The following is a 25,218-nucleotide window of genomic DNA, read 5'->3' as shown; positions in this document are numbered from 1 at the left end:
CGGCACCGGAATCAGGGGCAGGACCGCTTGACGTCGTTCTCGGCGGTGGCGCGCGCGGTCTCCGCCAGATCGGCGAACTGGCCCGCGAGAGAGGCGATGACGTCGGGCTTGAGCCGGTAGTAGGTGAACCGGCCGCACGGCTCCGTCTCCACGACCCCGGCCTCGCGCAGCACCTTCAGATGGTTGGAGAGGTTGGTCTGCTTGGCCCCCGTCTCCTCGATCAGGTGCGTGCTGCACAGCGTCTCCCTGGCGAGCAGGGTGACGATCTGGAGCCGGAGCGGGTCCGCGAGAACCCGCATCAGATCAGTGTCGACTGACATCATCATGGGCTGATACTCTCACATCACCCGACACTGATACCAGCCGGGGCTGACCTATAGGCCCGCCGAAGGGGTCTCCCATGTCCGCCGCCCCCTCCCCCGCCCTGCCCGACGAGCGCCTGGCCACCGGCACCGCCCGCCTCGCCACCCGGCACGCCACCCGGCACGCCGGCCGCTTCGCGGCCGAGACCGTGCAGCTCCTGCTCACCGACTCCTACCGGCGCCTGGCCGAGACCGCCTCGATCACCACGCACCTGGTCGTGCTCGCCGAGCGCCTGACCGCCGAACGCCTCGACGCCCTCGCCCACGTCCAGGGCGCGCCGGGTTCCGGGCTGCCGCGGGTGCTGTTCGTGTGCAGCCACGACGCCGGACGCTCCCAGCTCGCCGCCGCACTCCTGGAGCGCCGGGCGGCCGGCCGGGTCACCGTCTCCTCCGCGGGCACCCACCCCGGGCCCGAGATCGAGCCGTACATCGCGCAGGTCCTCACCGAGGCCGGCGCCGATCCGGCCGGAGCGTTCCCCAAGCCGCTGACCGACGAGGTCGTGCGGGCCGCCGACATCGTCATCACCATGGGCTGCGGGGATGCCTGCCCGATCGTGCCCGGCCGCCGCTCCCTGGACTGGCCCGTGGCCGACCCCGACGGCGCACCGATCGAAGTCGTCCGCCAGATCCGCGACGACATCGACACCCGCATCACCGACCTGCTCGCCGGCCTGCCGAGCACCTGAACCGCCCCGCACCACCTGCCACCACTTCGTGAAGGAAGAACACATGTCCGCCGCCCCGCTCGCCTCCGTGCTGTTCGTCTGCGTCCACAACGCCGGCCGCTCGCAGATGGCCGCCGGATTCCTCAACCACCTCGCAGGCGACCGCGTGGAGGTCCGCTCCGCCGGCTCCATCCCCGGCGACCAGGTCAACCCGGCCGCCGTCGAGGCGATGCAGGAAGTCGGCGTCGACATCGCCGACGCCCAGCCGAAGATTCTCACCACAGAGGCCGTCCAGGCGTCCGACTACGTCATCACCATGGGCTGCGGCGACGCCTGCCCCGTCTTCCCCGGCAAGAAGTACCTCGACTGGGCCCTGGAGGACCCGGCGGGCAAGGGCGTCGAAGCCGTCCGCCCGATCCGCGACGAGATCAAGACCCGCATCGAGGCGCTCATCGCCGAGATCGACGCCACGCAGGAGGCGTGACCTCAGTGGCCGCCCCGGCGATGCTGAGGCAGTTGTCGGCGCCGCCTGAAGCGCCTGGGCGGGGCTGGAACCACGACGCGTACACGAGGTCAGCGGCGTTGTGGGGGCAGCCAGCGGTCGAGATACGCGCGCAGCCTTTCCAGGTCTGCCCCCCGAGCGACGTAGCCGAGGTAGCCGTCGGGACGTACGAGTCCATGAGCCACGGCGGGCCACGGGCTCTCCTGGCCGAGGCGGTGCACGCTGATCAGGTCGTCCCGTCCGCGCACCACTGAGGCGAGCAGCTCGCCGCTCCACAGCGCGGGCGGCCCGGACAGGAGCAGGTGCCAGCCCGGACCGGCTGTCCGCGCTTGCAGCCCGCTCGGCAGGTCCGGCAGCCGGTCGCCCGCCCGCGGACCGCGTCTCGGCAGCTGCGGACCTGCGACCGTGGCAGGGCTGCGCCGGTAGTGGATGCCCAGCTCCGACACCGTACGGAAGACGCGTCCACGCGGGCCGCTCGCGCGCAGCGCCAACGGAGCCAGGCGCGGCGCAAGTCGGGTGCGGGCGAAGCGGATGACCGGGTTGCCGCTGGTACCGAGGGTGAAGGCGCGGTCGGTGAAGCGCAGCACGCTGCGGCCGACCGGAGTGCGCTCGGCCTCGTACGTCTCCAGCAAGTTCTCAGGTGCCGCGCCCCGACACACGAGGGCGAGCTTCCAGCCCAGGTTGAGTGCGTCCTGGATGCCGGTGTTCATGCCCTGCGCGCCGGCCGGGCTGTGGATGTGCGCTGCGTCCCCGGCGAGGAAGAAAGGTCCCGAGCGGTAGTGGGCGGCGCCGCGGTTGTGGAGCCGGAAGTCGGTCATCCACACCGGGTCCCGCAATACCAGCCGGTCCTCGGTGTACTCGTCCGCGGTGTCCTGCAGGAGCCGCAGCCCTACCTCGGTGTCCGGGGCGTTCGGTGGGCGCATCGCGAGCATCCGCCAGGTGGCCGGTGAGCCGAGCGGGAAGAAGAGCAGCATCCCGGCTCCGGACATGTAGGTGTGGACGGCCCCGGGTTCCAGCCCGTCGACCTCCAGGTCGGCGAGCAGGAACGTCTGCGGATAGCTGTACCCCTGGAAACCGATGCCCGCCTGGGCCCGCACCGTGCTGTGCGCGCCGTCGCAGCCCACGACGTACCGTGCGACCACCGTCTCCTCGGCGCCGTCAATGTTCCGAAGCCGACACGAGACGGACGTACCCGTGCGCTCCAGACGGGCCAGCTCGGTACCGCGCTCCACGGTCACACCCTGCCCCGCCAGATGCTCCGAAAGAATACGCTCGGTCTCCGCCTGGGAAAGGAACAGCAGGAAGGGGTACGCGGTATCGGCCAGCCCGATGTCGAACAACGGCATCCGCACCACCCGCCGCGGCAGATGCATCCTGAGCTCCACGGCAGGGTTGCCGCATGCGATGAGTTCGTCCGTCACCCCGAACCCGGCGAGCATCTCCAGCGTGCGCGGCTGGATGGCCAACGCGCGCGACTCACGGACCCGGTCCAAGGAGCGGTCGACGATCCGGAAAGACGTGCCGTAGGTGCGCAGTTGCGCGGCGAGCGCGAGCCCTGTGGGGCCCCCACCGACCACCAGCACGTCCAGGGGTGCCGTCATGGACCCACGGTAGTGCTCCACCGCCTCGACTGTGGCCCGCATGGAGGTCCTCGACGCAGCCGCAGACATCGGTTTGCCGGTAGGCCGCCTTGCTCTGACCGACGCGCGACGGCGCCCTGCGTGCACGGGTCGTGGTGTGCACTGGTCGTGGTGTGCACTGGTCGTGCCACCACGCATCACCTGGATCGCCGAACAGGCCGCCGACTGAGCGGCCCACCGCCGCCCGGCTGACGACATCAGCAGCCGGCGAGGGCACATCCAGGGCACATGCGCCTGGGAAACAGCGTCGACCAGTGAGAACTGCGGAGACATGTTTTCGCAGGTCAACCCGCCTTTAGCCCAGAAACTCCAGGTCAGCTCCCGCATGCCTCCAATCGCTGCGCGAATGGCAGGACCTCAGCCACCGGCTGCACGAGGCGGGGCATCAGCCGTACTGCCTGGTGTGGCCCTGACCTGGGCCTCATGGAGTTCGGGCAGGGTGTGCGGGGTCGGCACGTCCTGCGAAAAGCGTGAACACTTGATCGGTTGAGTGCTCACGCTTTTCGCGAAGGGTACGCCTGGAGCACGCAGCGCCGGCCTGACGCGCCCACAGGACCGATGGAAATGCGAGGGCCCGGAGCTTTCACGAAGGCGCGGCGCATCGCCTCCGGGGTGCCACAGCCGCAGGCGCGGGAGGTCTGCCCGATACCGTCGGCCATGTCTTCGAGGAGTCGCCGTGTGTGCTCCAGGCGTACCCGCTCGACGCGCCGCTACTTGGTCCTCACCTACTTGATCCCCACCGTCCGCAGCACCGTGAGCACCAGGGTCCGGGCCGCCGCCACCGTCTCCCGCAGGGACACCTGCTCGCGCGCGCTGTGCGCCACCGCGATGTCCCCCGGCCCGAACTGCAGCGTCGGTATCCCCGCGCCGGTGTAGTGCCGCAGGTCGCTGCCGTACGTCGCGCCGCGCTGCCGGGGGGCCGGGCCGCCCGTCGCGTCCGTGTACGCGGCGCCGACGACGTCCGGCAGCGGGTGGCCCTCCGGCAGCCGTCCGCTCGCGAACTGGCCGCCCGGCCAGGTCACCGTCGCCGGGTGGTCGCGCAGCCAGGGGTCGGCGGCGCAGGCCCGCGCCACGCACCGCTCCAGACCGGCGCGCGCCTCGGCCGGGGCCTCGCCGAGGCGTACGCCGAGCCGGCCCTCGGCGACCAGCAGGTCCGGCACGCTGCTCGCCCAGTCCCCGGACCGTACGGTGCCCACCGACAGCGCGTACGGGATCGGGTACTCGGCGAGCAGCGGGGACGGGTTCCTGTTCCGTTCGGCCTCCAGGTCGGCCAGCGCCCGGTGCAGGGGCAGATACGCGTCGACCGCGCTCACCCCCTGCTCCCGCGCACTGCCGTGCGCCGCCTTGCCGGGCACCGCGAGCCGGAACGTCAGGGCGCCCGCGTTCGCGGTGATCAGGGTGGATCCGGTGGGCTCGGCGATGACGCAGGCGTCGCCCCCGTGTCCGCGCTCCAGGGTGCCGAACGCGCCGATGCCCCCGTCCTCCTCGCCGACGACGAAGTGGGCGGCGACCCGGCCGCGCAGCCGTATCCCGGCCGCCCGTATCGCGGCGAGGGCGGCGAGGTGCGCGGCGAGCCCCGCCTTCATGTCGCAGGCACCGCGCCCGTGCACGACGTCCCCGGTCACGCGCGGTACGAACGGGTCGCCGTCCCCCCATGCCTCGAGGTCGCCGGGCGGTACGACGTCGACATGGCCCTGAAGGATCAGGGTGGGCCCGTCACCGCCGCCGGGGGTGGTCCCGACCAGGCCCCACGCCTCCTCGCGGGGCACCTCCATGCCCGGGAAGCCGGGGTGGGCGCGCAGCGCGGGCAGGTCCATGGACCACAGGTCGACCTCCATCCCCAGCCACTCCAGCCGACCGGCCAGCTGGTGCTGGAGTTCGGACTCGGCGGCACTCCCGGTCACGCTCGGCACACCGATCAGCTCCAGCAGGGTCCGCCCCAGGGCCGCCTCGTCGATCGCCGCCAGCGCGGCGGCCTCCTCATCGGTCAGCACGTCGCCACTCCTCCCCTTCCGGGGCGCGTGCGGAGCGCCCCCGCTCGCATACATGCTCACCTTCGACGGTCCGTACGCGGCGACGGGGGCGGCATGTCACCGGCACCGGCACCGGCGTGTCAGGGGCCCAGGGCCTCGTCGGCGGGGTCCGTCAGCGGGCCGCCGCCCACCGTGAAACCGATCACCGTTCCGCCGCCGGGCCGGCGGACGGCGTACGGAGCACCCCCGTGGGTCAGGGCCACCTCGCGGACGATGGACAGGCCGAGGCCCGAACCGGGGAGGGAACGGGCGTCGGCGGCGCGGAAGAAGCGGTCGAAGACACGGATCAGATCACCTGCGGCGATGCCGGGCCCCCGGTCGCGGACCTCCACCCGTACCGTGCCCGGCCGCGCGGGCCCCGCGACCGTGATGTCGATGGGCGCGGTGCCGTTCCGGTCGAACTTGACGGCGTTCTCGACCAGGTTGGACACCGCCCGTGTCAGCATTCCGGGCCGTCCGTCGGTCGTGGTGTCGCCGCTCGCGTGGACGGTGATCTCGCGTCCGCCCCGGCGCCGGGCCAGTTCGGCCACGTCCTCGGCGATGTCGGCGAGGTCGACCCGGCACGGCGGTTCGGTGCCGGACTGGCCGGCCGCGAGTTCGACGAGTTCGTTGACCAGGTCGGTCAGCTCACGGGCCTCCTGGGTGAGGTCGGCGACGAGTTCCTCACGGGTGTCGGGAGGGAGCTCGTCGATACGGCGCAGCAGGGAGATGTTGGTCCGCAGGGAGGTGAGCGGGGTGCGCAGTTCGTGGCCCGCGTCCTGGACGAGACGGCGCTGGTCGTCCTCGGACTGGGCGAGCCGGCCGAGCATCCGGTCGAAGGCGCGGCCGAGCCGCCCCACCTCGTCGTGACCGGTGACGGGCACCTGGATGCCGAGCCTGCGGGTGCGGGCGACGTCCTCGGCGGCGGCGGTGAGGACGACCAGACGGCGGGTGATCCGCCGGGCCAGCCACCAGCCGAAGAGACCGGCCGCGATCACCACCGCCGCCATCAGGCCGAGCGTGCGCCGCTGGAGGGCCCGCAGCAGGTCCTCGGTGTCGCTGAACTCCTGCGCGACCTGTACCGCGCCCCGGCCGTCGCCCAGCGCGACGGTCGCGACGCGATAGATGTCGTCGCCGACGTCGACCTCCGCGTGCTCGACCACCCGCCCGGCCGTGGCGGCGCCCGCGACCGCGCGGTCGGCGGCGACCACCGGCAGCCCCGGGTCGCCCGGGTCGACGATCCGGCCGTCCGGCCCGAGCACCTGGACGTCCGTCCGGGCGGGCCGCACCAGGTCGTGGCCGGGGGCGGCGGAGGAGAAGTCGACCGGTGACATCCGGTTCGCCCGGACCTCGCCCCGCAGGTCCTGCACGACCTCGTCGAACACCATCTGCTGGTCCACCCGCAGCAGCCGGGCGGCGGTGCTGTACGACAGGATGCCGACCAGGACGGTGACCGTGGCCGTCACGGCGGCGAAGGCCACCGCGAACTTGGTGCCGAGCGACAGCAACCGCAGCCGACGCCGTCCGGCCGGGGCACCCAGAGCGCGCGACGTACCCGGAGTACGCGACGTACCCGAGGGGCGTGAGGCGCCCGGGGTACGTGAGGCGCCCGGGGCGTCAGCGGTGTCGCGCGCCACTCAGTCCTCCCGCAGCACGTAACCCACCCCGCGCACCGTGTGGATCAGCTGCGGCGCCCCGGGTTCGTCGAGTTTGCGGCGCAGATAGCCGACGTAGACGGCGAGGTTCTTGGAGCCGGGGCCGAAGTTGTAGCCCCAGATGCGGTCGTAGATGGTCGAGTGGTCGAGGACGATGTCCGCGTGCCGGATCAGCAGCTCCAGCAGCTCGAACTCGGTCCGGGTCAGCTCCAGCTCCCGCCGGCCCCGCCAGGCCCGGCGCGCCCGCGGGTCCATGCGCAGCCCGGCCGCGTCGACGAACCGCCCTGCCGCCGGGTCGTCCGGCCGCCCGTCCGGCGTCCTGGGTGTCCCGGAGTTCCCGGGCGTCCCGGAGTTCCCGGGCGTCCCGGAGTTCCCGGGCGTTTCAGGGGTCTCGGGCGCCGTCTCCCGCGTCGACGACTCGACGGGCACGGGCTCGGGTGCCACCCGGCGCAGCAGGGCACGCAGCCGGGCGAAGACCTCCTCGACGTCGAACGGCTTGACGACGTAGTCGTCGGCGCCCGCGTCCAGCCCCGCGATCCGGTCGGCGGTCTCCACCAGCGCCGTCAGCATCAGTACGGGGGTGCGATCGCCCTCGGCACGCAGCACCCGGCACACCTGGAGCCCGTCGATGCCGGGCATCATCACGTCCAGCACGAGGACGTCGGGTGGGCTGCGGTGGGCCTGCGCCAGCGCCTCGACGCCGTCGGCGACCGCGGTGACCCGGTAGCCCTCCAGGGTCAGGGCGCGCTCCAGGGCGTTGCGGATGGCACGGTCGTCCTCGGCGAGCAGCACGGTGGGGGTGTGGGACGCGGTAGGGGGCACGGTGCCAGTCTGCCAAGGACCGCCGCCGCGGCGAACGGCCGGTGGCCCGGACACCGCCGCCTTCCTGGCCCTGTCGCCCTCCACCCGGACTGCCGTACGACCCGTGATCCGGTCGCGGTCCGACGTACGGCCCTGCCCGCGGGCCGGTCGCAGGCGTCCCCGCCCGCGACCGGATCCTCGCGAGCGACCGGAACCGGACGGAACCGGTCGCCTCACCCGACGGCCACTGTCCAGGGAAGACCGCCGGGAGTCCTGTACTCGGCGCCTTCAGCATCTGCGGCGCGTTGGGCGCGTCGGGCGCCCTGGTGCGCTCAGCCCGCCGACCGCAGCGCGGCCAGCTGCTCCTCGAACGGCACCACGTTGCGCGCGTCGAACTTGTCGTCGGCCGCGCCCCCGCGCGTGACGCTGATCGGGCCGCCGCCCGTACTGGCATCCGTACCGCCGTCCGTACCGCCGGAGGCGGCCGACAGTGCGCCCGTCAGGGCGGCCAGCTCGCCCGCCGCCCGCTCGATCCGGGTGTCCAGGCCCTTGTCGCCCCAGTCCTGGGACGCGGCGTACACCGCCGTGGGGACGACGACCGCGCGCAGGTGGGCGAAGAGGGGGCGCAGGGCGTGCTCCAGTACCAGCGAGTGCCGGGGCGTGCCCCCGGTCGCGGCGATCAGCACCGGCTTGCCGGCCAGCGCCTCCCGGTCCCGTACGCCGAGCACGTCGAAGAACGACTTGAACAGCCCGCTGTACGACCCCGAGAACACCGGCGTGACCACGATCAGCCCGTCCGCCCCGGTCACCGCGTCCATCGCGTCGGCGAGGGCCGGCGCCGGGAAACCGCTGGTGAAGTTGTGCGCGATGTCGACCGCGAGGTCCCGCAGCTCGATCACCCGCGTGCCCGCCGGGGCCTGCCCGGTGGCCGCGGCGGCCAGCCGCTCCCCGAGCAGCCGGGTGGACGACGGCACGCTCAGCCCGGCCGATACGACGACGATGTTCATACCGTGCTCACTTCCCGGCCGGCCAGCAGCGAGGAGTGGATCGGGGCGTCCGGCACGTCGGCCGGGCGGTCCTTGGCGAACTCCTTGCGCAGCACCGGCACGACTTCCTCGCCGAGCAGGTCGAGCTGCTCGAGCACGGTCTTCAGCGGCAGGCCCGCGTGGTCCATGAGGAACAGCTGGCGCTGGTAGTCGCCCGCGTAGTCGCGGAAGGACAGCGTCTTCTCGATGACCTGCTGCGGGGAGCCCACGGTCAGCGGGGTCTGCCGGGTGAACTCCTCCAGCGAGGGCCCGTGCCCGTAGACGGGGGCGGCGTCGAAGTACGGCCGGAACTCGCGCACCGCGTCCTGCGAGTTCTTCCGCATGAACGCCTGGCCGCCGAGGCCGACGATGGCCTGCTCGGGCGTGCCGTGCCCGTAGTGCGCGTACCGGGCCCGGTACAGCTCGATCATCCGCTTGGTGTGGTCGGCCGGCCAGAAGATGTTGTTGTGGAAGAAGCCGTCACCGTAGTACGCGGCCTGCTCGGCGATCTCGGGCGAGCGGATCGACCCGTGCCAGACGAACGGCGGTACGTCGTCCAGCGGGCGGGGCGTGGAGGTGAAGCCCTGCAGCGGGGTGCGGAACTTGCCCTCCCAGTTGACGACGTCCTCGCGCCACAGGCGGTGCAGCAGGGCGTAGTTCTCGACCGCGAGGTTGATGCCCTCGCGGATGTCCTTGCCGAACCAGGGGTAGACCGGCCCGGTGTTGCCGCGTCCCATCATCACGTCCACCCGGCCGTCGGCCAGGTGCTGGAGCATCGCGAAGTCCTCGGCGATCTTCACCGGGTCGTTGGTGGTGATCAGGGTGGTCGAGGTGGAGAGGATCAGCTTCTCCGTGCGCGCGGCGATGTAGCCGAGCATGGTCGTCGGCGAGGACGGCACGAACGGCGGGTTGTGGTGCTCGCCGGTGGCGAACACGTCCAGGCCCACCTCTTCCGCCTTCAGCGCGATCGCGACCATGGCCTTGATCCGCTCGCGCTCGGTGGGGGTACGCCCCGTGGTCGGGTCGGGCGTGACGTCACCGACGCTGAAGATCCCGAACTGCATGGTCGCTCACCTTCCAGGTTGTTGACGGTTCAACTATACCCGTAAACGGGTCCCCTGCTCCCGTTATTCCGAAACCCCGCGTGCGAAGCTGCCCGCATGCTGATCGCCCGCTCCGCCGCCCTCTTCGTCCTCGCCGCGATCCTGGAGATCGGCGGCGCCTGGCTGGTCTGGCAGGGCGTACGGGACCAGCGCGGCTGGATGTGGGCGGCCGGCGGTGTCCTCGCGCTCGGCGCGTACGGATTCGTCGCGACCTTCCAGCCCGACGCGCACTTCGGCCGGGTCCTCGCCGCGTACGGGGGCATCTTCGTCGCCGGTTCGCTCCTGTGGGGCGCGGTCGCCGACGGCTACCGCCCGGACCGCTGGGACATCGCCGGCGCGCTGATCTGCCTGGCCGGAATGGCCGTGATCATGTGGGCCCCGCGCAACGGCTGACCCCACGGACCCACCCCACGCAACGGCTGACCCCACAGGCCCACCGCACACAGCCGCCCGCACGTACCCGCCGCACCCACACGGCCACCGCCCTCACACAGTCACACCCGACCGCACCCGCGCACCCCCACATCCGCACACCCGGCACACCCGCGCACCCGCACACCCGACGCACCCGCACCACCCGACGCACCCGCGCCCGCGCGGGCCCGGGCCGCCCCGCCGGACCGCCCGCTCCCGCATATCCTGGCCGGGCCCGGCACCGCAGTCGCCCGCATGGAGGAACCCCATGGCCGCCGCACCACCGTCCGCAGCGTCGCGTATCGCCGTCGTCACCGGCGCGAGCAGCGGGATCGGGGCCGCCACGGCACGCGGACTCGCCGAGGCCGGATACCGCGTCGTCCTCACCGCCCGCCGCAAGGACCGGATCGAGGTACTCGCCGAGGAGCTGAACGCGGCGGGCCACACGGCGACCGCGTACCCGCTCGACGTCACCGACCGCGCGGCCGTCGACGAGTTCGCCACCGCGTTCAAGACCATCGGCGTCCTGGTCAACAACGCCGGCGGCGCGCTGGGCGCCGACCCGGTCGCGACCGGCGACCCGGAGGACTGGCGCACGATGTACGAGACCAACGTCATCGGCACCCTGCACCTCACCCAGGCCCTGCTGCCCAGGCTGGAGGCGAGCGGCGACGGCACGGTCGTCGTCGTGTCCTCGACCGCCGGGCACGCCACCTACGAGGGCGGCGCCGGCTATGTCGCCGCCAAGCACGGCGCCCACGTCCTCGCCGAGACCCTCCGCCTGGAGATCGTCGGCCGGCCTGTCCGCGTCATCGAGATCGCGCCCGGCATGGTGAAGACCGACGAGTTCGCCCTGACCCGCTTCGGCGGCGACGAGGCGAAGGCCGCCAAGGTCTACGAGGGCGTCGCCGAGCCCCTCACCGCGGCGGACGTCGCCGACACCATCACCTGGGCGGTGACCCGCCCCAGTCACGTCAACATCGACCTGCTGGTCGTCCGCCCCCGCGCCCAGGCGTCGAACAGCAAGGTCCACCGGGAGCGCTGAGGGCAGCGCCGATGCCTGCTCAGCCCTTCACACAGACGACCTGCTTCAGCTTCGCCACGACCTCCACGAGGTCCCGCTGCTGCTCCATGACCTGCTCGATCGGCTTGTACGCGCCCGGAATCTCGTCCACGACACCGGAGTCCTTGCGGCACTCCACGCCCCGCGTCTGCTCCTCCAGGTCCTTGGTCGAGAAACGCCGCTTCGCCGCGTTGCGGCTCATCCGGCGGCCGGCGCCGTGGGACGCCGAGTTGAAGGAGGCGGCGTTCCCGAGGCCCCTGACGATGTACGAACCCGTGCCCATGGAGCCCGGGATGATCCCGAACTCGCCGGAGCCCGCGCGGATCGCACCCTTGCGGGTGACGAGCAGGTCCATGCCGTCGTAGCGCTCCTCGGCCACGTAGTTGTGGTGCGCGCTGATCTCCGTCTCGAAGGTCGGCTTCGCCTTCTTGAACTCCTTGCGGACGACGTCCTTCAGCAGCGCCATCATGATCGAACGGTTGCGCTTCGCGTACTCCTGCGCCCAGAACAGGTCGTTGCGGTACGCCGCCATCTGCGGGGTGTCCGCCACGAAGACGGCGAGGTCACGGTCGACCAGGCCCTGGTTGTGCGGGAGCTTCTGGGCCACACCGATGTGGTGCTCGGCGAGTTCCTTGCCGATGTTCCGGGAACCGGAGTGCAGCATCAGCCAGACAGCACCGGTCGTATCCGTGCACACCTCAACGAAGTGATTCCCGGATCCAAGCGTTCCCATCTGCTTTCCGGCCCGCTCCTGACGGAACTTGACCGCTTCCGCCACCCCGTCGAACCGCCCCCAGAAGTCGTCCCACCCGCCGGTCGCGAACCCGTGCAGGCGGGCCGGGTCCACGGGGGTGTCGTGCATCCCGCGCCCGACCGGGATCACCTGCTCGACCTTCGAGCGCAGCCGGGACAGGTCGCCCGGCAGGTCGTTCGCCGTCAGGGACGTCCTCACCGCCGACATCCCGCAGCCGATGTCGACCCCCACCGCCGCCGGGCACACCGCACCCCGCATCGCGATGACCGAGCCGACCGTCGCCCCCTTGCCGTAATGCACGTCCGGCATCACGGCGAGGCCCTTGATCCAGGGCAGGGTCGCCACGTTCCGCAGCTGCTGGAGGGCGACCTCCTCCACCGACGCCGGGTCCGTCCACATGCGGATCGGCACCTTCGCACCCGGCATTTCCACGTACGACATATCTTCCTCATTCCCCCGGAAAGCAGCAGAAGTGCAAAAAGCGCAAAAACCGGCGCCAGGATCGACGAAAGGGACTTCGGACCGGCGTTCACGGCAGTGCGTGCGATACACATTGTCTGCCTGGGGTGCCCCCGTGCGGCAAGCGATTAACCAGCGGGGACACTGGTAGACCCGGCGGGCCGAGGCCCGCGCCCACCGTCGAGAGGAGCCCGGCCGTGCAACGGAGGGCCTACGTACCCGGCGTCGCCGCGCTCCTCGCGGCCCTGCTGGCCGGATGCACCGGCAGTTCGGACGACGGGAGCCAGTCGGACCACTCCAACCTGGGCAACGCCGATACGGCCTCACAGGCGGCCCAGCCCGGCAGGTACGCCACGCTCCCGGAGCCCTGCGGCGTGGTCAGCACCAGGACGCTCGACGAACTACTCCCTGGCATCAGGGAGTTGACCGACGAGGCCCAGCGGAAGAAGGCGTACGTGGGCGAGGCGGCGCTCACCTACGACACCGACCGCAAGGTGGGCTGCAGTTGGAAGGTGGAGTCGGCCGACGCCACCAACCGCCTGGTGATCGCCCTCGAACGGGTCGTCTCCTACGACAACTCCGTCAGCGACGACAGCCAGGCCGAGGAGCTCTTCGCGACGAAGCGGACGGCGGCGGACCTTCCGGAGCCGACGGCCACCGCGTCCGGTTCCACGGACACGGACGACGACGCCGACAAGGACGACGGCAGCCCGTCCACCGATCCGGACGCGTCCTCGTCCCCTTCGGCCCGCCCCTCCGGTTCCTCCGAACCCTCCGAACCCTCCGGTTCCTCCGGTTCCTCCGGTTCCTCCAGTGCCGACGCCGCGGCGGTCACCAAGCCCTCCGGCTCCGGCTCCGGCTCCGGCTCACCGTCCGAGGGTGAGTCCTCCCCCGCGTCGCCGTCCGTCCCGCCCGTCGACCTCCAGCCCCGCATCCTGGACGGATTCGGTGACGAGGCCTTCATCGACGACGAGCTGAGCAGCTCCGGATCGACCGTCAAGCAGCGCTCGGTGACTGTGGCGTTCCGCACGTCCAACGTGATCGTGACGATCGAGTACGCGGAGCAGCCGGCGACCGTCGGCACCGTCCCCGACAGCAAGGAAATGCAGGACAGGGCGCGGAAACTGGCCTCCCTGCTGGCCGATTCGCTGGGCGGCTGAGTCCCGTACGCGCCTCCTTCACAGCCCTGCGCAAAGCATCCGAAGGAAGACCACCCGGATGGCTCACCGCGTACCGTGACCCCCTGGACCCCGTTCTGACCGCAGGGAACACAAGCGTCATGAGTGAAGGAACCATGCAGCGACGAGCACAGCGAGACATGGGGGCACCACCCACGTCGTCCAGACAGTGGGGGAGAGCCAAGCGCCTCCACCGCGTCCTTGCCGGCGCGGCGGCCGTCCCCGCGATGCTGATCGTCGCCGGCTGCTCCTCGGACTCCGGCTCCGACGACGGCAAGGACAAGGCGGCCGACAGCTCGGCGACGGCGTCCGCGTCCGCGAGCCCCTCCCCGACGGTGCGGGCGGCGGTGTACAAGGACCTGCCGGACGCGTGCGACGTCCTGTCGAAGAAGACCCTGGACGACCTCGTACCGAAGGCGAAGCCGGGCAAGGAGAGCTTGTCCGACGACATCTCGACGCGCGCCGGCTGTTCCTGGGACAGCCTCGCCAACAACGGTGTGGACGGTTCGCAGTTCCGCTGGCTGAGCGTGTCGATGCTGCGCTTCGAGTCGGACACCACGCGTGGCGCGGGCGACGAACTGGCCAAGGGCTACTACGACAAGCAGGTCAAGGACGTCCAGGCCGCCGAGGACGCCACGGGCACGAAGTCCGAACCCGTCACGGGCACCGGCGACGAGGCGACGGCCGTGCGCTACGACCTGAAGAAGAAGGAAGGCTCCTTCAAGCAGCAGACGGTCGTGGCCCGCGTCGAGAACGTGGTCATCACCCTCGACTACAACGGGGCGGGTCTCGCCGGTGACAAGGCGCCGAGCGCCGACGACCTGATGAAGGACGCGAAGAAGGCGGCGAAGGAAGCGGTGAAGTCCGTGACCGACGAGTCCAACGGCGGCAAGAGCTCCGGCGGGGCCGCCGGGAGCGGTTCGCCGTCGAAGCCGGCGTCCTCCTCGGCGCCGGCGAAGGACTGAGGTCCGGCGGCCACGGCGACGGGCCCGAAGCCGGGCCCGAAGAGGGGCCTGAAGGCGGACGGTGAAGCCCCGATACGGAACCGGCCACTCGTTCTCCGCACACATGTGCCACTCTGTTGCGCGCAACAACACGCTTGAAGAGGGGAGTACGGGTGGCCGAGCCCATTCAGCTGACACGGACGCACCGGGTCCTCATCGGCGTGGTCGTCGCCGGAGCCGTGGTCATCGCCGGCATCGGCTTCGCGGGGTCGTACGCGGCCGTCCGCGAACTGGCCCTGCAGAAGGGCTTCGGGAACTTCAGCTACGTGTTCCCGATCGGCATCGACGCGGGCATCTGCGTCCTGCTCGCCCTGGATCTGCTGCTGACCTGGATCCGTATCCCCTTCCCGCTGCTGCGTCAGACGGCGTGGCTGCTGACGACGGCGACGATCGCCTTCAACGGCGCGGCCGCCTGGCCGGATCCGCTCGGCGTGGGGATGCACAGCGTGATCCCCATCCTGTTCGTGGTGTCCGTGGAGGCCGCCCGGCACGCGGTCGGCCGGATCGCCGACATCACCGCCGACAAGCACATGGAGGGCGTCCGCCTCACCCGGTGGCTGCTCTCGCCGATACCCACGTTCCTGCTGTGGCGGCGGATGAAGCTGTGGGAACTGCGGTCCTACGAGCAGGTCATCAAGCTGGAGCAGGAACGCCTCGTCTACCAGGCCCGGATGCGCTCCCGCTTCGGCCGGAGCTGGCGCCGCAAGGCCCCGGTGGAGTCCCTGATGCCGCTGCGCCTGGCCAAGTTCGGCGTCCCCCTCGCCGAGACGGCCCCGGCGGGTCTGGCGGCGGCCGGCATCGAACCGGCGCTGATCCCGCCGGCCCCCGAGCACCGGGCCACCGTGGACGGCCCGGCCACCGGGGCACCGGCGCTCTCCCTGCAGAAGGCGGCCCCGCCCGCCGAACAGCGCCCCGAGCTGACGGGCAGCCACGGCGGCCGCGGTAACCACGGCGCCTTCGGCGACGAGAACGACGGCGGCGCGTACGGCGAGGACCACCGCGACGGCGACCACCGCGACGCCCAGGACCCCCGGGCCTTTCGCAACGCCCGCGGCCCCCGCAACGCCCCTGGCCCCCGGGACGTCCCGGACGCGCAGTTCATGCCCCCGTACGAGCAGCACGACCCGAACGCGCCGTACGAGCAGCAGCCGCCCGACCCGGACCAGAGCTCGTGGCTGCACGCCCGGGACCCGCAGTCCGTCGAGTACCACGGCGGCTACGACCCCTCCTACGACCCCGCCAACGACCCTCAGTACGCCGAGTGGGCCGCGGAACAGGAGCGGGCCGAGCAGTACCGCGGGCAGTTCGAGGAGGCGCCCCCGGTGCAGGAGCCGTCCCCGGAGGACACCGGCACCTTCCCCATCCCGGTCGGACCGGGCCGCACCCGTGAGCTGGGCGAGGGCGGCGGCACCCCGGAGGCCCCGCTCCCGGACGAGGAGGCCTACTACCAGGTCTTCAAACAGTCGATAAGCGGCAGCGGCTACCCGACTCCGCGCGAGTTCGGCGACAACGTCCGGGCGACGTACGGCCACACCCTGCTGGACGCCGAGGCCAAGCGCCTGGTCCTGGACTTCCAGAACCGCCACTCCGCGGAGCTGGAGGAAGACCACATCGCGTGAGCCGCATCGCGTGACCGCACGCGAACGGCGAGGGGGTGCCCGGTGTTCTCACCGGGCACCCCCGTCCCCGGAGATGGACTGGATCGTGGAGGTGCTGGAGCACTACCTGGCCGAGGCGCGTCCTCGCTTCGAACCGGGTGCGCGTCGCCGCCCGTACCTCCGACCCACCGCCCCATACGCCGCACAGGCCCCGGGGCGGGCGGTGGACGCCGATGGCAACGTGCTGGACATACTCGCGCAGAATCGCCGTGCCAAGGCCCGCGGCCAAGCGGTTCTTCAGGAAGCTGATGAAGGCCACCCGGTCGGTGCCACGAGTGATCGTCACCGACAAGCTCCGCTCCTACGGCGCCGCCCACCGCGAGGCGATGCCGTCGGTGGAGCACCGCTCCCACAAGGGCCTGAACAACCGGGCCGAGAACTCCCACCAGCCCACTCGGCAGCGCGAACGCGCGATGAAGGGCTTCCGCTCGGTCTGCGGGGCACAGAGTTTCCTGTCCGCGTTCAGCGGCATCTCACCCCACTTCAGGCCCCGCCGCGACCTGATGACCGCCGCCGAGTACCGCACCGAGATGAACGCCCGATTCACGATCTGGGACCAGGTCACCGGCGCCGCCGCCCTGCCCACAACAGCCTGCCCCGGACCGCCGCCCGAGGCCGACCCACACCCCGACACATCATCAGACACCCCACCCTCACCAACGTGACAGTGCCTCCGTGACAGCAGACGACTTCCTGGACGCCCGGTCATGACATCCTGTAACGCCACAAGACATTATGGAATGCCGGACGACAGGCGGTAAGACGGGCGCCCGGCGGTGACGGGGAAGAACGATGAAACTCTGCTTTCTGGTGGAGGAGCAGTATCGCCACGACGGTATGCCCGTCGGAGTGATCCGCCAACTCGCCTCCTGGGGACACCAAGTGGACGTGTTGCGCCCCGGCGGCTCCCTGTTGCGCCTGACAGAGGCCGTACAGACGAGCATCCATGACGCATGGGTACTCAAGACGGTCTCCGGCGGCCCGGGCCTCACCCTTCTCGAAGCGGCGGCCTCGGTCGGCCTGACGACGATCAACAACGCCCGGGCGATACGAGGCGTAAGGGACAAGGCACTGGCCGCCGCCATCGGCCTCAGCCGCGGGCTGCCCCTGCCTGCGACCTACGCGGCCGCGCTGCCCGAACTGCTCGTGGAGATACCCGAGTCGGAGTATCCGATCGTGGTCAAGCCCGCTGACGGCAGTTCGGGCCGGGCCGTGCACTTGGTGTCCTCCCCGCGCCGGCTCGCCGAGATGCTCCCCGAACTGGCGGGGGAGGGCATGCTTATTGCCCAACCGTACGTGCCCAACTCTGGCGTTGACATCAAGGTGTACAGCGTCGGCGACGAGCTGTACGCCACCGAGCGCCGTTCCCCGCTCCACCCGGACCACGCTGTACGGGAGCGCCGCGTGCCGCTGTCGGCCGAGATCGCCGCGATTGCTGGTCAGGTCGGCGTGGTCTACGGCCTCGATCTGTACGGTGTGGACGTGGTCCTGGGACCGAATGGCCCTGTGGTCGTCGACGTGAACGACTTTCCCAGCTTCCGCCAGGTCCCCGACGCGCCGGTACGCCTGGCAAGAGCCGTCCTCGCCCTGGCGGCCGGCGCGGGCGGGGCGACCGCGGCCGCGCAGCCGCCGCTCGGCGCCGTTCCGGTCCCCATGACGGCAGGCAAGACGGCATGAGAATCGGCCTGATCACGTCCGAGCCCAGCCATCCGCTACTGAGCCTCACTACGGCCCTGCTCGCGCCCGACCACCACGTGGATGTGCTGGATCCGCGTACGCCGCTGCCCGTCCCCGAACCGCTCGCTGACGTCTACCTGCTGAAGGCACGTACGCCACATGCTCTCGCACTCGCCCGGGTTCTGGAGCAACGTCGCGCCTGCGTGATCAACTCGGCCACCGCGACCGCGCTGTGCCAGGACCGCACGTCCATGGCCGCACTGGCCCTGAGTGCCGACCTCCCCTTCGCGGCCACGCGCACCTTCACCACCCTCGCCCGGCTGGCGTCCGGGCCGGCGCTGTCCGGACCCGCGGTGGTCAAGAGCCGCCACAGCCGGCGGCACGATGTGGTGGCCCGCGTCGACAGCCCCTCGCACCTGCGGGACTTGGCCGCCGCCCATCCGAACGAGCCGGTCGTGGTCCAGGATTTCGCCCCCAACGACGGCTGGGATTACAAGCTCTGGGCGATCGGCGACCGGCTCTTCGCCGGCCTGCGCCGCTCCGAACTCTCCCCCGAGGGACGCGGCCCCACACGAGCGCTCCGCCTCGACGACCTGCCGCCCGGATGGCCGGCCCTGGTGCACCGCGTCGGAGAGGTGTTCTCCCTCGACGTCTACGGCGTGGACATCATCGACCGCGGCCACGGCGCCCCACTGATCGTGGACATCAACGCCTTCCCCGGCATCCGGGGCCAGTCGGGCGCTCCCGAGGCTCTGGCAGCGCTGGCCCTGTCCCGGGCCAACGGAGCCGATACGGACCGGCTTGCGTGCCGTGGTGCGGGAGATACAGGTAGGAGCGGTCGGGGCCGCCTCGTACGGCGAGCCCCGGAGTCCGGGCCCGCCGCCGAACCCTGACCGCCGCGGCGTACACAGGCAGTCCCATCACCAGGCCCGCGCCCGCGCCCGCGCCGAAGCACAGCGTCGGCACCAGATCCCAGAACCCGGCCCTCGGCCCCCGCACGGCGGCCCAGTCGTGCGCGGTCCGCTGCGCGGCACGACCAACTCTAAGATCATCCCAGGCCGGTCAGCCAACGTGACAACGCCGAAGAAACACTTCGCCGAGCTGAAGGAAGACCACGTTCGTGTGACCCGCACGCGAACGAGCGCGCAGTAGGACGACGGCGGGGCGCCCGGTGAAACACCGGGCGCCCCGCCGTCGTATGCGTCGATACGCCGGTCAGTCCCCGAGCAGCCGCCGCACCCGCTCCTGGCCCACCGCGAGCAGCAGGGTGGGCAGACGCGGGCCCGTGTCCCGCCCGACCAGCAGGTGGTAGAGCAGCGCGAAGAACGACCGCTGCGCGGTCTTGATCTCCGCCGGCAGCTCCTTGGGCGTGGCGTCGGCGGGGAAGCCGGCCTGGACCTTGGGGACGCCGTACACGTGGTGGGTGAGCCCGTCCAGGGACCAGTGGTCGGCCAGCCCGTCGAGGAGCAGTCGCAGCGACCGGCGGCCCTGCTCGTCCAGGGACTTCAGCAGTTCCTCGTCCGGTTCCGTACGCACGATGGTGCGCTGGTCGACCGGGACGTGGAGGGAGATCCACGCCTCGGCCTTGTCGTAGCGCGGCCGGGCCTCGTCGAGCGAGGCGAGCGGGCGGGCGGGGTCGAGGTCGCTGAGGATGCGCAGCGCCTGGTCCGCGTGCCCGCCGGTGATGTCGGCGATGGAGGCGAGGGTGCGGTACGGCAGCGGCCGGGGCGTCCTGGGCAGCGCACCGCTCGCCGTGCCCACCGCGCGGGAGTGCGCGGCGATGTCGCCGGGCAGTGCGGAACCCTCGGTGACCTTGGCGTCGAGCCGGTCCCACTCGTCGTAGAGGCGCTGGATCTCCTGGTCGAAGGCGACCTTGAAGGACTGGTTGGGCCGGCGCCGCGCGTACAGCCAGCGCAGCAGCTGGGGTTCCATGATCTTCAGCGCGTCGGCGGGCGTGGGCACGCCGCCGCGCGAGGACGACATCTTGGCCATGCCGCTGATGCCGACGAAGGCGTACATGGGGCCGATGGGCTGCTTGCCGCCGAAGATGCCGACGATCTGCCCGCCGACCTGGAACGACGAGCCGGGCGACGAGTGGTCGACGCCGCTCGGCTCGAAGATCACGCCCTCGTACGCCCAGCGCATCGGCCAGTCGACCTTCCAGACCAGCTTGCCGCGGTTGAACTCGCTGAGCCGGACCGTCTCGGAGAAGCCGCAGGCGGTGCAGGAGTAGGTCAGCTCGGTGGTGTCGTCGTCGTAGGAGGTGACGGTGGTGAGGTCCTTCTCGCAGTTGCCGCAGTAGGGCTTGTACGGGAAGTAGCCGGCGGAGCCGATGCTGCCGTCGTCCTCGGCCGCGGCGCCGGAGCCCTCCGCCGCCTCCAGCTCGGCCTCGTCGACCGCCTTCTGCTGCTGCTTCTTCGCCGGGGCCTTCTTGGTGCGGTACTGGTCGAGGATCGCGTCGATGTCGCCGCGGTGCCTCATGGCGTGCAGGATCTGCTCGCGGTAGACACCGGAGGTGTACTGCTCCGTCTGACTGATCCCGTCGAACTCCACGCCCAGCTCGGCGAGCGACTCGACCATGGTGGCCTTGAAGTGCTCGGCCCAGTTCGGGTACGGGGAGCCCTTGGGGGCGGGGACCGAGGTGAGCGGCTTGCCGATGTGCTCGGACCACGTCTCGTCGACACCCTCGACCCCGGCCGGGACCTTGCGGTACCGGTCGTAGTCGTCCCAGGAGATCAGGTGGCGGACCTGGTGGCCGCGGCGGCGGATCTCGTCGGCGACCAGGTGCGGGGTCATGACCTCGCGGAGGTTGCCCAGGTGGATCGGGCCCGACGGGGACAGTCCGGACGCGACGACCACAGGTTTGCCCGGGGCACGCTGCTCCGACTCGGCGATGACCTCGTCCGCGAAACGGGAGACCCAGTCGGTGGTCTCGGTGCTCTGAGCCACGATCGGCACGTCCTTCTTTCTGCTCGGGCAGCCGGTACGGTCGCACGGCTGGCCTCTCCATTCTCCCAGTCCGGACCGCATCTGCGAAAACCGCTTTTCACCGCGTGGGATACTCGGCTTCAGTAGTAGTCACCTGTAGTAACCATCCGTAGAAGTCAACAGCTCCGAAATCCGAGCAGAACGGCAGCCACTCCATGGCCTCGGTCACGTCCCTCAGCGACTCCGTCCAGCAGCATCTCGCGTCCGCGCTCTCGGCCACCCGGCCGGAGGCCGCCGGCGCGGACCCGCTGCTGCGCCGAAGCGACCGGGCGGACTACCAGGCCAACGGCATCCTGGCGCTGGCCAAGAAGGCGAAGGCGAACCCGCGGGAACTGGCGGCTGAGGTCGTCTCGCACGTCGTCACCGGTGACGAGCTGATCAAGGATGTCGAGGTCTCCGGCCCCGGCTTCCTCAACATCACGATCGCCGACCGGGCGATCACCGCGAACCTCGCCGCGCGGTACGCGGACCCCGAGCGCCTCGGCGTGCCGGTGGCCGCGAACCCCGGCACCACGGTGATCGACTACGCCCAGCCGAACGTGGCGAAGGAGATGCACGTCGGCCATCTGCGGTCCGCGGTGATCGGCGACTCGGTGGTCCAACTCCTGGAGTTCACCGGGGAGACCGTGGTGCGCCGCCACCACATCGGCGACTGGGGCACCCAGTTCGGCATGCTCATCCAGTATCTGGACGAGCACCCGCACGAGTTGGACCACAAGTCCTCCGAGGACGGCGCGATCTCCGGCGAGGAGGCGATGTCGAACCTGGACCGCCTCTACAAGACCGCGCGCAAGCTGTTCGACTCCGACGAGGAGTTCAAGACGCGCTCCCGGCGCCGGGTGGTCGACCTCCAGGCGGGCGATGCGCACACGCTCTCCATCTGGCAGAAGTTCGTCGACGAGTCGAAGATCTACTTCTTCTCCGTCTTCGAGAAGCTGGACATGGAGATCCGGGACGCGGACATCGTCGGCGAGTCCGGCTACAACGACATGCTCGCCGAGACCTGCCGCCTGCTGGAGGACAAGGGTGTCGCGGTCCGCTCCGAGGGCGCGCTGTGCGTGTTCTTCGAGGACGTCCTGGGCCCGGACGGCAAGCAGGTCCCGTTGATCGTCCAGAAGTCGGACGGCGGCTACGGCTACGCGGCGACCGACCTGTCCGCGATCCGGGACCGCGTGTTCCACCTGAAGGCGGACACCCTGCTGTACGTGGTGGACGCCCGGCAGGCGCTGCACTTCAAGATGGTCTTCGAGACCGCGCGCCGGGCCGGCTGGCTCGGCGAGGACGTGAAGGCGGTCCAGCTCGCGTTCGGCACGGTCCTCGGCAAGGACGGCAAGCCGTTCAAGACCCGTGAGGGCGAGACGGTGAAGCTGGTGGACCTGCTCGACGAGGCGATCGACCGCGCCTCCGCGGTGGTCCGGGAGAAGGCGCAGGACCTGTCCGAGGAGGAGATCGCCGAGCGGGGCACCCAGGTGGGCGTCGGCGCGGTGAAGTACGCGGACCTGTCGACGTCGGCGAACCGGGACTACAAGTTCGACCTCGACCAGATGGTCTCGCTGAACGGCGACACGTCGGTGTACCTCCAGTACGCCTACGCCCGTATCCGGTCGATCCTGCGCAAGGCTCCCGAAGGCGTACGCCCTTCCGCGCACCCGGAGTTGGCCCTGCACGAGGCCGAGCGGGCGCTGGGCCTGCACATGGACGCGTTCGCGGAGACGGTGGCGGACGCGGCACGCGAGTACGCCCCGCACAAGCTGGCCGCGTACCTGTACCAACTGGCGTCCCTGTACACGTCGTTCTACGACAAGTGCCCGGTGCTGAAGGCCGAGTCGCCGGACCAGGTGGCCAACCGCCTGTTCCTGTGCGACATCACGGCCCGCACGCTGCACCGGGGCATGGCACTGCTGGGCATCAGGACGCCCGAGCGGCTCTGAGCGCCCTGAAAGCACGACGCACACGCACGCACGCGGCCCGTCCTCTCCCCCGCTGGGAGGACGGGCCGCGGCCGTCGGTGCCGGTGGTGCCTAGTACGTGTTGACGCACCAGTCGGCGAAGGTCTTGAACGCCGCCTGGGTGCCCGAGCCGGCGACTCCGTCGATCGCGCCGGTGTAGCCCCAGCCGTTGTTCTTCAGGAAGCGCTGCAGCGCCGAGACCGTGCCGCTGCCGACGGATCCGTCGATGGCGCCGGTGTAGCCGTGGTGCGCCTTGAGCATGCGCTGGAAGGCCTTCCAGCTGTTGGGGCCGAGTTCGCCGTCGATCGAGTCGGTGTAGCTCCAGTGCGCCCGCAGCCAGCGCTGGACACCCTTGGCCTGGGTGGCGTTCAGACCGAGGTTGACCACCGCGAGCGGAGCGACCGCCTCGGCGCTCGCCACGGCCTTGGTGTCCTGCGTCGGAGCCGCGAAGCTGGTGCCCGCGGTGGCCAGGCCGCCGGCGGCGATCCCCACGGCCGTAGTGACACTGACGAGCGCCTTGGTCATGGCTCGCATGCCTATCCCCCTTCGAATGGGCGGTGCCGGCCGAAGCGGCCGGTTCGGCAACGAGACTGCCGGGTCGGTGCCGGGTCCGGCCATGATTGCCGCAGAAGTGACGACGGCATGGGACACCCTCTCCCGCGACCTGCGGGGCCTCGCCCCACCGGGACGGTGCCGCGGGACGGAGCGGGACGAGCGATGGCCGAATCGACGCGGGTGCGAGAACCGCATCACCGGGCACACTGTGAATGCTGTCGCACCATGCGACAGGCGTACGGAACCAAGCACACGCGAGTGGGGGGAGCATGTCGCGTTGGAAGGGCCTGCCTGCGGAACTCGACCCGAGCGTCCGGAACTTGGTGGTGCGATTACGGCGGCTGAAGGACCACAGCGGGCTGAGTCTGCGTCAGCTCACGGCGAAGACCGGGTACAGCTCTTCGTCGTGGGAGCGCTACCTCGGCGGCAGGTCGCTGCCGCCCCGGGACGCTGTCGAGGCGCTGGCGTCGGTCATCGGCGAGGAGCCGACCCGGCTGCTGGCCGTGTGGGAGGTCGCGGCGGAGGCATGGAGCGGCCGCACGGCGACGGTGCCTCCGGGCCCGATCGCGGCTGCCGCTCCGGCCGGGGCTCAGACTCAGGCTCCGGAATCCATGGCGGAACCCGGCAGGACGGAACCCGTCGAACCCACCGATCCGATCGGTCCCGCCGCCCCCGCGGCTGAACCGACGCGCGGGCGGGCCTTCCACGTGGCGGTCGCCGCTGGAGTGGTTGCCGTCGCGCTGGCCTCGTCGGCGGTGGCGGGGCTGGTCGCCAGGACGGGCGCGGACCGCGATCACGGCGCCGTCGCGCCGCTCGCCTCGTCGGCCGCACCGGCGGCGGCGTCACCGCGGTCCGTACCCGCGTACACCTGCCGGGTGGAGCGGATCGACGGCCTCTGGTACGCGGGCCAGAGCGATACGCGGGACAAGATCCTGGCGAACGGCTACGCCGGGCCGGAGGTCGCCGAGGTGCAGTGCCTGCTGGAACGAGCGGGTCACTCACCGGGCGACATCGACGGCATTTTCGGCCCGTTGACCGAGCGCGCCGTCAAACGCCTGTAAAAGGACGCCGAGTTGGTCGTGGACGGCATCGTCGGCCCGTACGCCTGGGGGGCCTTACGGGGATGAGGTCGCCGAACGGTTCCGGGGACACGCGGCGCCCGCCGGGCGCACCAGGTACTCCGGGTACACCGCGCACGCCGAGTACGCCGAGTACGCCGTCACCGGAGCGCGCCCGGCTGACCGCCGCCCTGCGTGGCCTCAAGGAACGCGCGGGCCTGAGCCTGACCGGGCTGGAGGAACACACGCCGTTCAGCAAGTCCTCCTGGGGCCGCTATCTTGAGGGCGAAACGCTGCCGCCCCGAGATGCCGTGCGGGAGCTGTGCCGCCTGGCGGGTGAACCGGACGCGCACTGCCTGGCCCTGTGGGAGCTCGCGGAGTCGGAGAGCAGCGGCCGAGCGGCCCAGGCCCGTGCCCGTGCCCCGGCAGCGGCCGCACCCCCGGCACCTGACCCGGCCGCCCCGTATCCGGCAGACGGGCCGGAGCCCCGCAGGCGTCCCTGGCGCTCCGCGTCCGTCCTAGCCGGCCGTGCCGGCGGTGACGGCCGAAGGCGTGACCGCGGCCGCCCTCCTCCTGCCATCGGACCGGGCACCCGACGCAGCACGGACACCACCCACGACCGGAGCCGAAACCGGCACGGGAACCGCGACCGGGACCACCCCTGCCCCGCTCCGCTGCCAGGGAACCGCCTGCGAG

General features: G+C 71.3%; 21 protein-coding genes and 3 pseudogenes. 13 read left to right on the top strand and 11 right to left on the bottom strand.

The features are described from left to right. Positions 1 to 11: 11 nt before the first annotated feature. Positions 12 to 326: an ArsR/SmtB family transcription factor gene (locus ACFPZI_RS04755; protein ID WP_381358613.1), complete on the bottom strand. Its 315-nt coding sequence runs from the start codon at positions 324 to 326 to the stop codon at positions 12 to 14. Positions 327 to 400: 74 nt separating this feature from the next. On the opposite strand from ACFPZI_RS04755, the gene ACFPZI_RS04750 reads away from it, so the two are divergent. After that, positions 401 to 1,048, top strand: a complete 648-nt coding sequence (locus ACFPZI_RS04750; protein WP_381358611.1) for an arsenate-mycothiol transferase ArsC — start codon at positions 401 to 403, stop codon at positions 1,046 to 1,048. Between the two features lie 43 nt (positions 1,049 to 1,091). Beyond that, positions 1,092 to 1,511 carry an arsenate reductase ArsC gene (locus tag ACFPZI_RS04745; RefSeq protein WP_381358609.1) on the top strand — a complete coding sequence of 140 codons (420 nt, stop codon included), beginning with the start codon at positions 1,092 to 1,094 and terminating at the stop codon, positions 1,509 to 1,511. An 89-nt stretch (positions 1,512 to 1,600) separates the two neighbouring features. On the opposite strand, the gene ACFPZI_RS04740 is transcribed toward ACFPZI_RS04745, so the two are convergent. The 7 genes and pseudogenes from ACFPZI_RS04740 to ACFPZI_RS04710 all read right to left on the bottom strand — a co-directional run bounded on the left by ACFPZI_RS04740 (position 1,601) and on the right by ACFPZI_RS04710 (position 9,726). Beyond that, entirely contained in the window at positions 1,601 to 3,130 is a 1,530-nt protein-coding gene (locus tag ACFPZI_RS04740) for an FAD-dependent monooxygenase (RefSeq protein WP_381358606.1), read from the bottom strand. Between the two features lie 533 nt (positions 3,131 to 3,663). Beyond that, positions 3,664 to 3,879 (bottom strand): annotated as a pseudogene (locus tag ACFPZI_RS04735) (hypothetical protein); the annotation flags it as partial. 15 nt (positions 3,880 to 3,894) lie between these two features. Then, a complete protein-coding gene (locus ACFPZI_RS04730) occupies positions 3,895 to 5,163 on the bottom strand; it encodes an ArgE/DapE family deacylase (protein ID WP_381358603.1) in 1,269 nt (422 codons plus the stop codon). A 119-nt stretch (positions 5,164 to 5,282) separates the two neighbouring features. Further along, positions 5,283 to 6,722 carry a HAMP domain-containing sensor histidine kinase gene (locus ACFPZI_RS04725; protein WP_381359475.1) on the bottom strand — a complete coding sequence of 480 codons (1,440 nt, stop codon included), beginning with the start codon at positions 6,720 to 6,722 and terminating at the stop codon, positions 5,283 to 5,285. 96 nt (positions 6,723 to 6,818) lie between these two features. Next, a complete protein-coding gene (locus ACFPZI_RS04720; protein ID WP_381358600.1) occupies positions 6,819 to 7,658 on the bottom strand; it encodes a response regulator transcription factor in 840 nt (279 codons plus the stop codon). A gap of 311 nt (positions 7,659 to 7,969) precedes the next feature. Beyond that, the gene (locus ACFPZI_RS04715) at positions 7,970 to 8,644 is read right to left on the bottom strand and encodes a CE1759 family FMN reductase (protein WP_381358598.1); all 675 of its coding nucleotides are present in this window, start codon (positions 8,642 to 8,644) and stop codon (positions 7,970 to 7,972) included. Then, positions 8,641 to 9,726 carry an LLM class flavin-dependent oxidoreductase gene (locus ACFPZI_RS04710; RefSeq protein ID WP_381358595.1) on the bottom strand — a complete coding sequence of 362 codons (1,086 nt, stop codon included), beginning with the start codon at positions 9,724 to 9,726 and terminating at the stop codon, positions 8,641 to 8,643. Before ACFPZI_RS04710 ends, ACFPZI_RS04715 begins: the two co-directional genes overlap by 4 nt. Before the next feature lie 96 nt (positions 9,727 to 9,822). On the opposite strand from ACFPZI_RS04710, the gene ACFPZI_RS04705 reads away from it, so the two are divergent. Both ACFPZI_RS04705 and ACFPZI_RS04700 read left to right on the top strand, forming a co-directional pair. Then, positions 9,823 to 10,158: a YnfA family protein gene (locus ACFPZI_RS04705; RefSeq protein WP_381358592.1), complete on the top strand. Its 336-nt coding sequence runs from the start codon at positions 9,823 to 9,825 to the stop codon at positions 10,156 to 10,158. A gap of 289 nt (positions 10,159 to 10,447) precedes the next feature. After that, positions 10,448 to 11,224 (top strand): SDR family NAD(P)-dependent oxidoreductase, encoded by a 777-nt coding sequence (locus ACFPZI_RS04700; RefSeq protein ID WP_381358590.1) that lies wholly within the window; start codon positions 10,448 to 10,450, stop codon positions 11,222 to 11,224. A 19-nt stretch (positions 11,225 to 11,243) separates the two neighbouring features. Here ACFPZI_RS04700 and ACFPZI_RS04695 read toward each other — a convergent pair whose 3' ends face one another. Next, positions 11,244 to 12,437 carry an RtcB family protein gene (locus ACFPZI_RS04695; RefSeq protein ID WP_381358588.1) on the bottom strand — a complete coding sequence of 398 codons (1,194 nt, stop codon included), beginning with the start codon at positions 12,435 to 12,437 and terminating at the stop codon, positions 11,244 to 11,246. 215 nt (positions 12,438 to 12,652) lie between these two features. Between ACFPZI_RS04695 and ACFPZI_RS04690 the strand changes: the two genes are divergently transcribed. The 6 genes and pseudogenes from ACFPZI_RS04690 (at position 12,653) to ACFPZI_RS04665 (ending at position 18,865) form a co-directional block, all read left to right on the top strand. Then, positions 12,653 to 13,615: a DUF3558 domain-containing protein gene (locus ACFPZI_RS04690; protein WP_381358586.1), complete on the top strand. Its 963-nt coding sequence runs from the start codon at positions 12,653 to 12,655 to the stop codon at positions 13,613 to 13,615. 134 nt (positions 13,616 to 13,749) lie between these two features. Further along, positions 13,750 to 14,598, top strand: coding sequence for a DUF3558 family protein (locus ACFPZI_RS04685; RefSeq protein WP_381358583.1), 849 nt, complete (start codon positions 13,750 to 13,752; stop codon positions 14,596 to 14,598). Positions 14,599 to 14,750: 152 nt separating this feature from the next. Beyond that, positions 14,751 to 16,256: a DUF2637 domain-containing protein gene (locus ACFPZI_RS04680; RefSeq protein ID WP_381358580.1), complete on the top strand. Its 1,506-nt coding sequence runs from the start codon at positions 14,751 to 14,753 to the stop codon at positions 16,254 to 16,256. Between the two features lie 196 nt (positions 16,257 to 16,452). After that, positions 16,453 to 16,888 (top strand): annotated as a pseudogene (locus ACFPZI_RS04675) (IS6 family transposase); the annotation flags it as partial. 199 nt (positions 16,889 to 17,087) lie between these two features. Beyond that, positions 17,088 to 17,972: an ATP-grasp domain-containing protein gene (locus ACFPZI_RS04670; protein ID WP_381358577.1), complete on the top strand. Its 885-nt coding sequence runs from the start codon at positions 17,088 to 17,090 to the stop codon at positions 17,970 to 17,972. Then, complete coding sequence (locus ACFPZI_RS04665; RefSeq protein WP_381358575.1) at positions 17,969 to 18,865, top strand: ATP-grasp domain-containing protein; 897 nt, start codon at positions 17,969 to 17,971, stop codon at positions 18,863 to 18,865. The genes ACFPZI_RS04670 and ACFPZI_RS04665 overlap by 4 nt, the downstream gene beginning before the upstream one ends. Before the next feature lie 322 nt (positions 18,866 to 19,187). Here the strand turns inward: ACFPZI_RS04665 and lysS are convergent, their stop codons facing one another. Continuing rightward, positions 19,188 to 20,930, bottom strand: coding sequence for a lysine--tRNA ligase (gene lysS / locus ACFPZI_RS04660; protein ID WP_381358572.1), 1,743 nt, complete (start codon positions 20,928 to 20,930; stop codon positions 19,188 to 19,190). A gap of 185 nt (positions 20,931 to 21,115) precedes the next feature. On the opposite strand from lysS, the gene argS reads away from it, so the two are divergent. Further along, positions 21,116 to 22,891: an arginine--tRNA ligase gene (argS, locus tag ACFPZI_RS04655; protein ID WP_381358569.1), complete on the top strand. Its 1,776-nt coding sequence runs from the start codon at positions 21,116 to 21,118 to the stop codon at positions 22,889 to 22,891. A gap of 90 nt (positions 22,892 to 22,981) precedes the next feature. Here argS and ACFPZI_RS04650 read toward each other — a convergent pair whose 3' ends face one another. After that, positions 22,982 to 23,443 carry a peptidoglycan-binding protein gene (locus ACFPZI_RS04650; RefSeq protein WP_381358566.1) on the bottom strand — a complete coding sequence of 154 codons (462 nt, stop codon included), beginning with the start codon at positions 23,441 to 23,443 and terminating at the stop codon, positions 22,982 to 22,984. Positions 23,444 to 23,733: 290 nt separating this feature from the next. Here ACFPZI_RS04650 and ACFPZI_RS04645 point away from each other — a divergent pair, with 290 nt between their 5' ends. Further along, positions 23,734 to 24,525 (top strand): helix-turn-helix domain-containing protein, encoded by a 792-nt coding sequence (locus ACFPZI_RS04645; RefSeq protein ID WP_381358564.1) that lies wholly within the window; start codon positions 23,734 to 23,736, stop codon positions 24,523 to 24,525. Between the two features lie 62 nt (positions 24,526 to 24,587). Further along, positions 24,588 to 24,812 (top strand): annotated as a pseudogene (locus ACFPZI_RS04640) (helix-turn-helix domain-containing protein); the annotation flags it as partial. Positions 24,813 to 25,218: the final 406 nt, after the last annotated feature.

Origin of the sequence: Streptomyces chlorus, from assembly GCF_042655885.1 — a bacterium.
Classification (GTDB): Bacteria; Actinomycetota; Actinomycetes; order Streptomycetales; family Streptomycetaceae; genus Streptomyces; species Streptomyces chlorus.
Note: the sequence above shows the minus strand (reverse complement) of the source record. Positions and strands in the feature narration are given on the sequence as shown.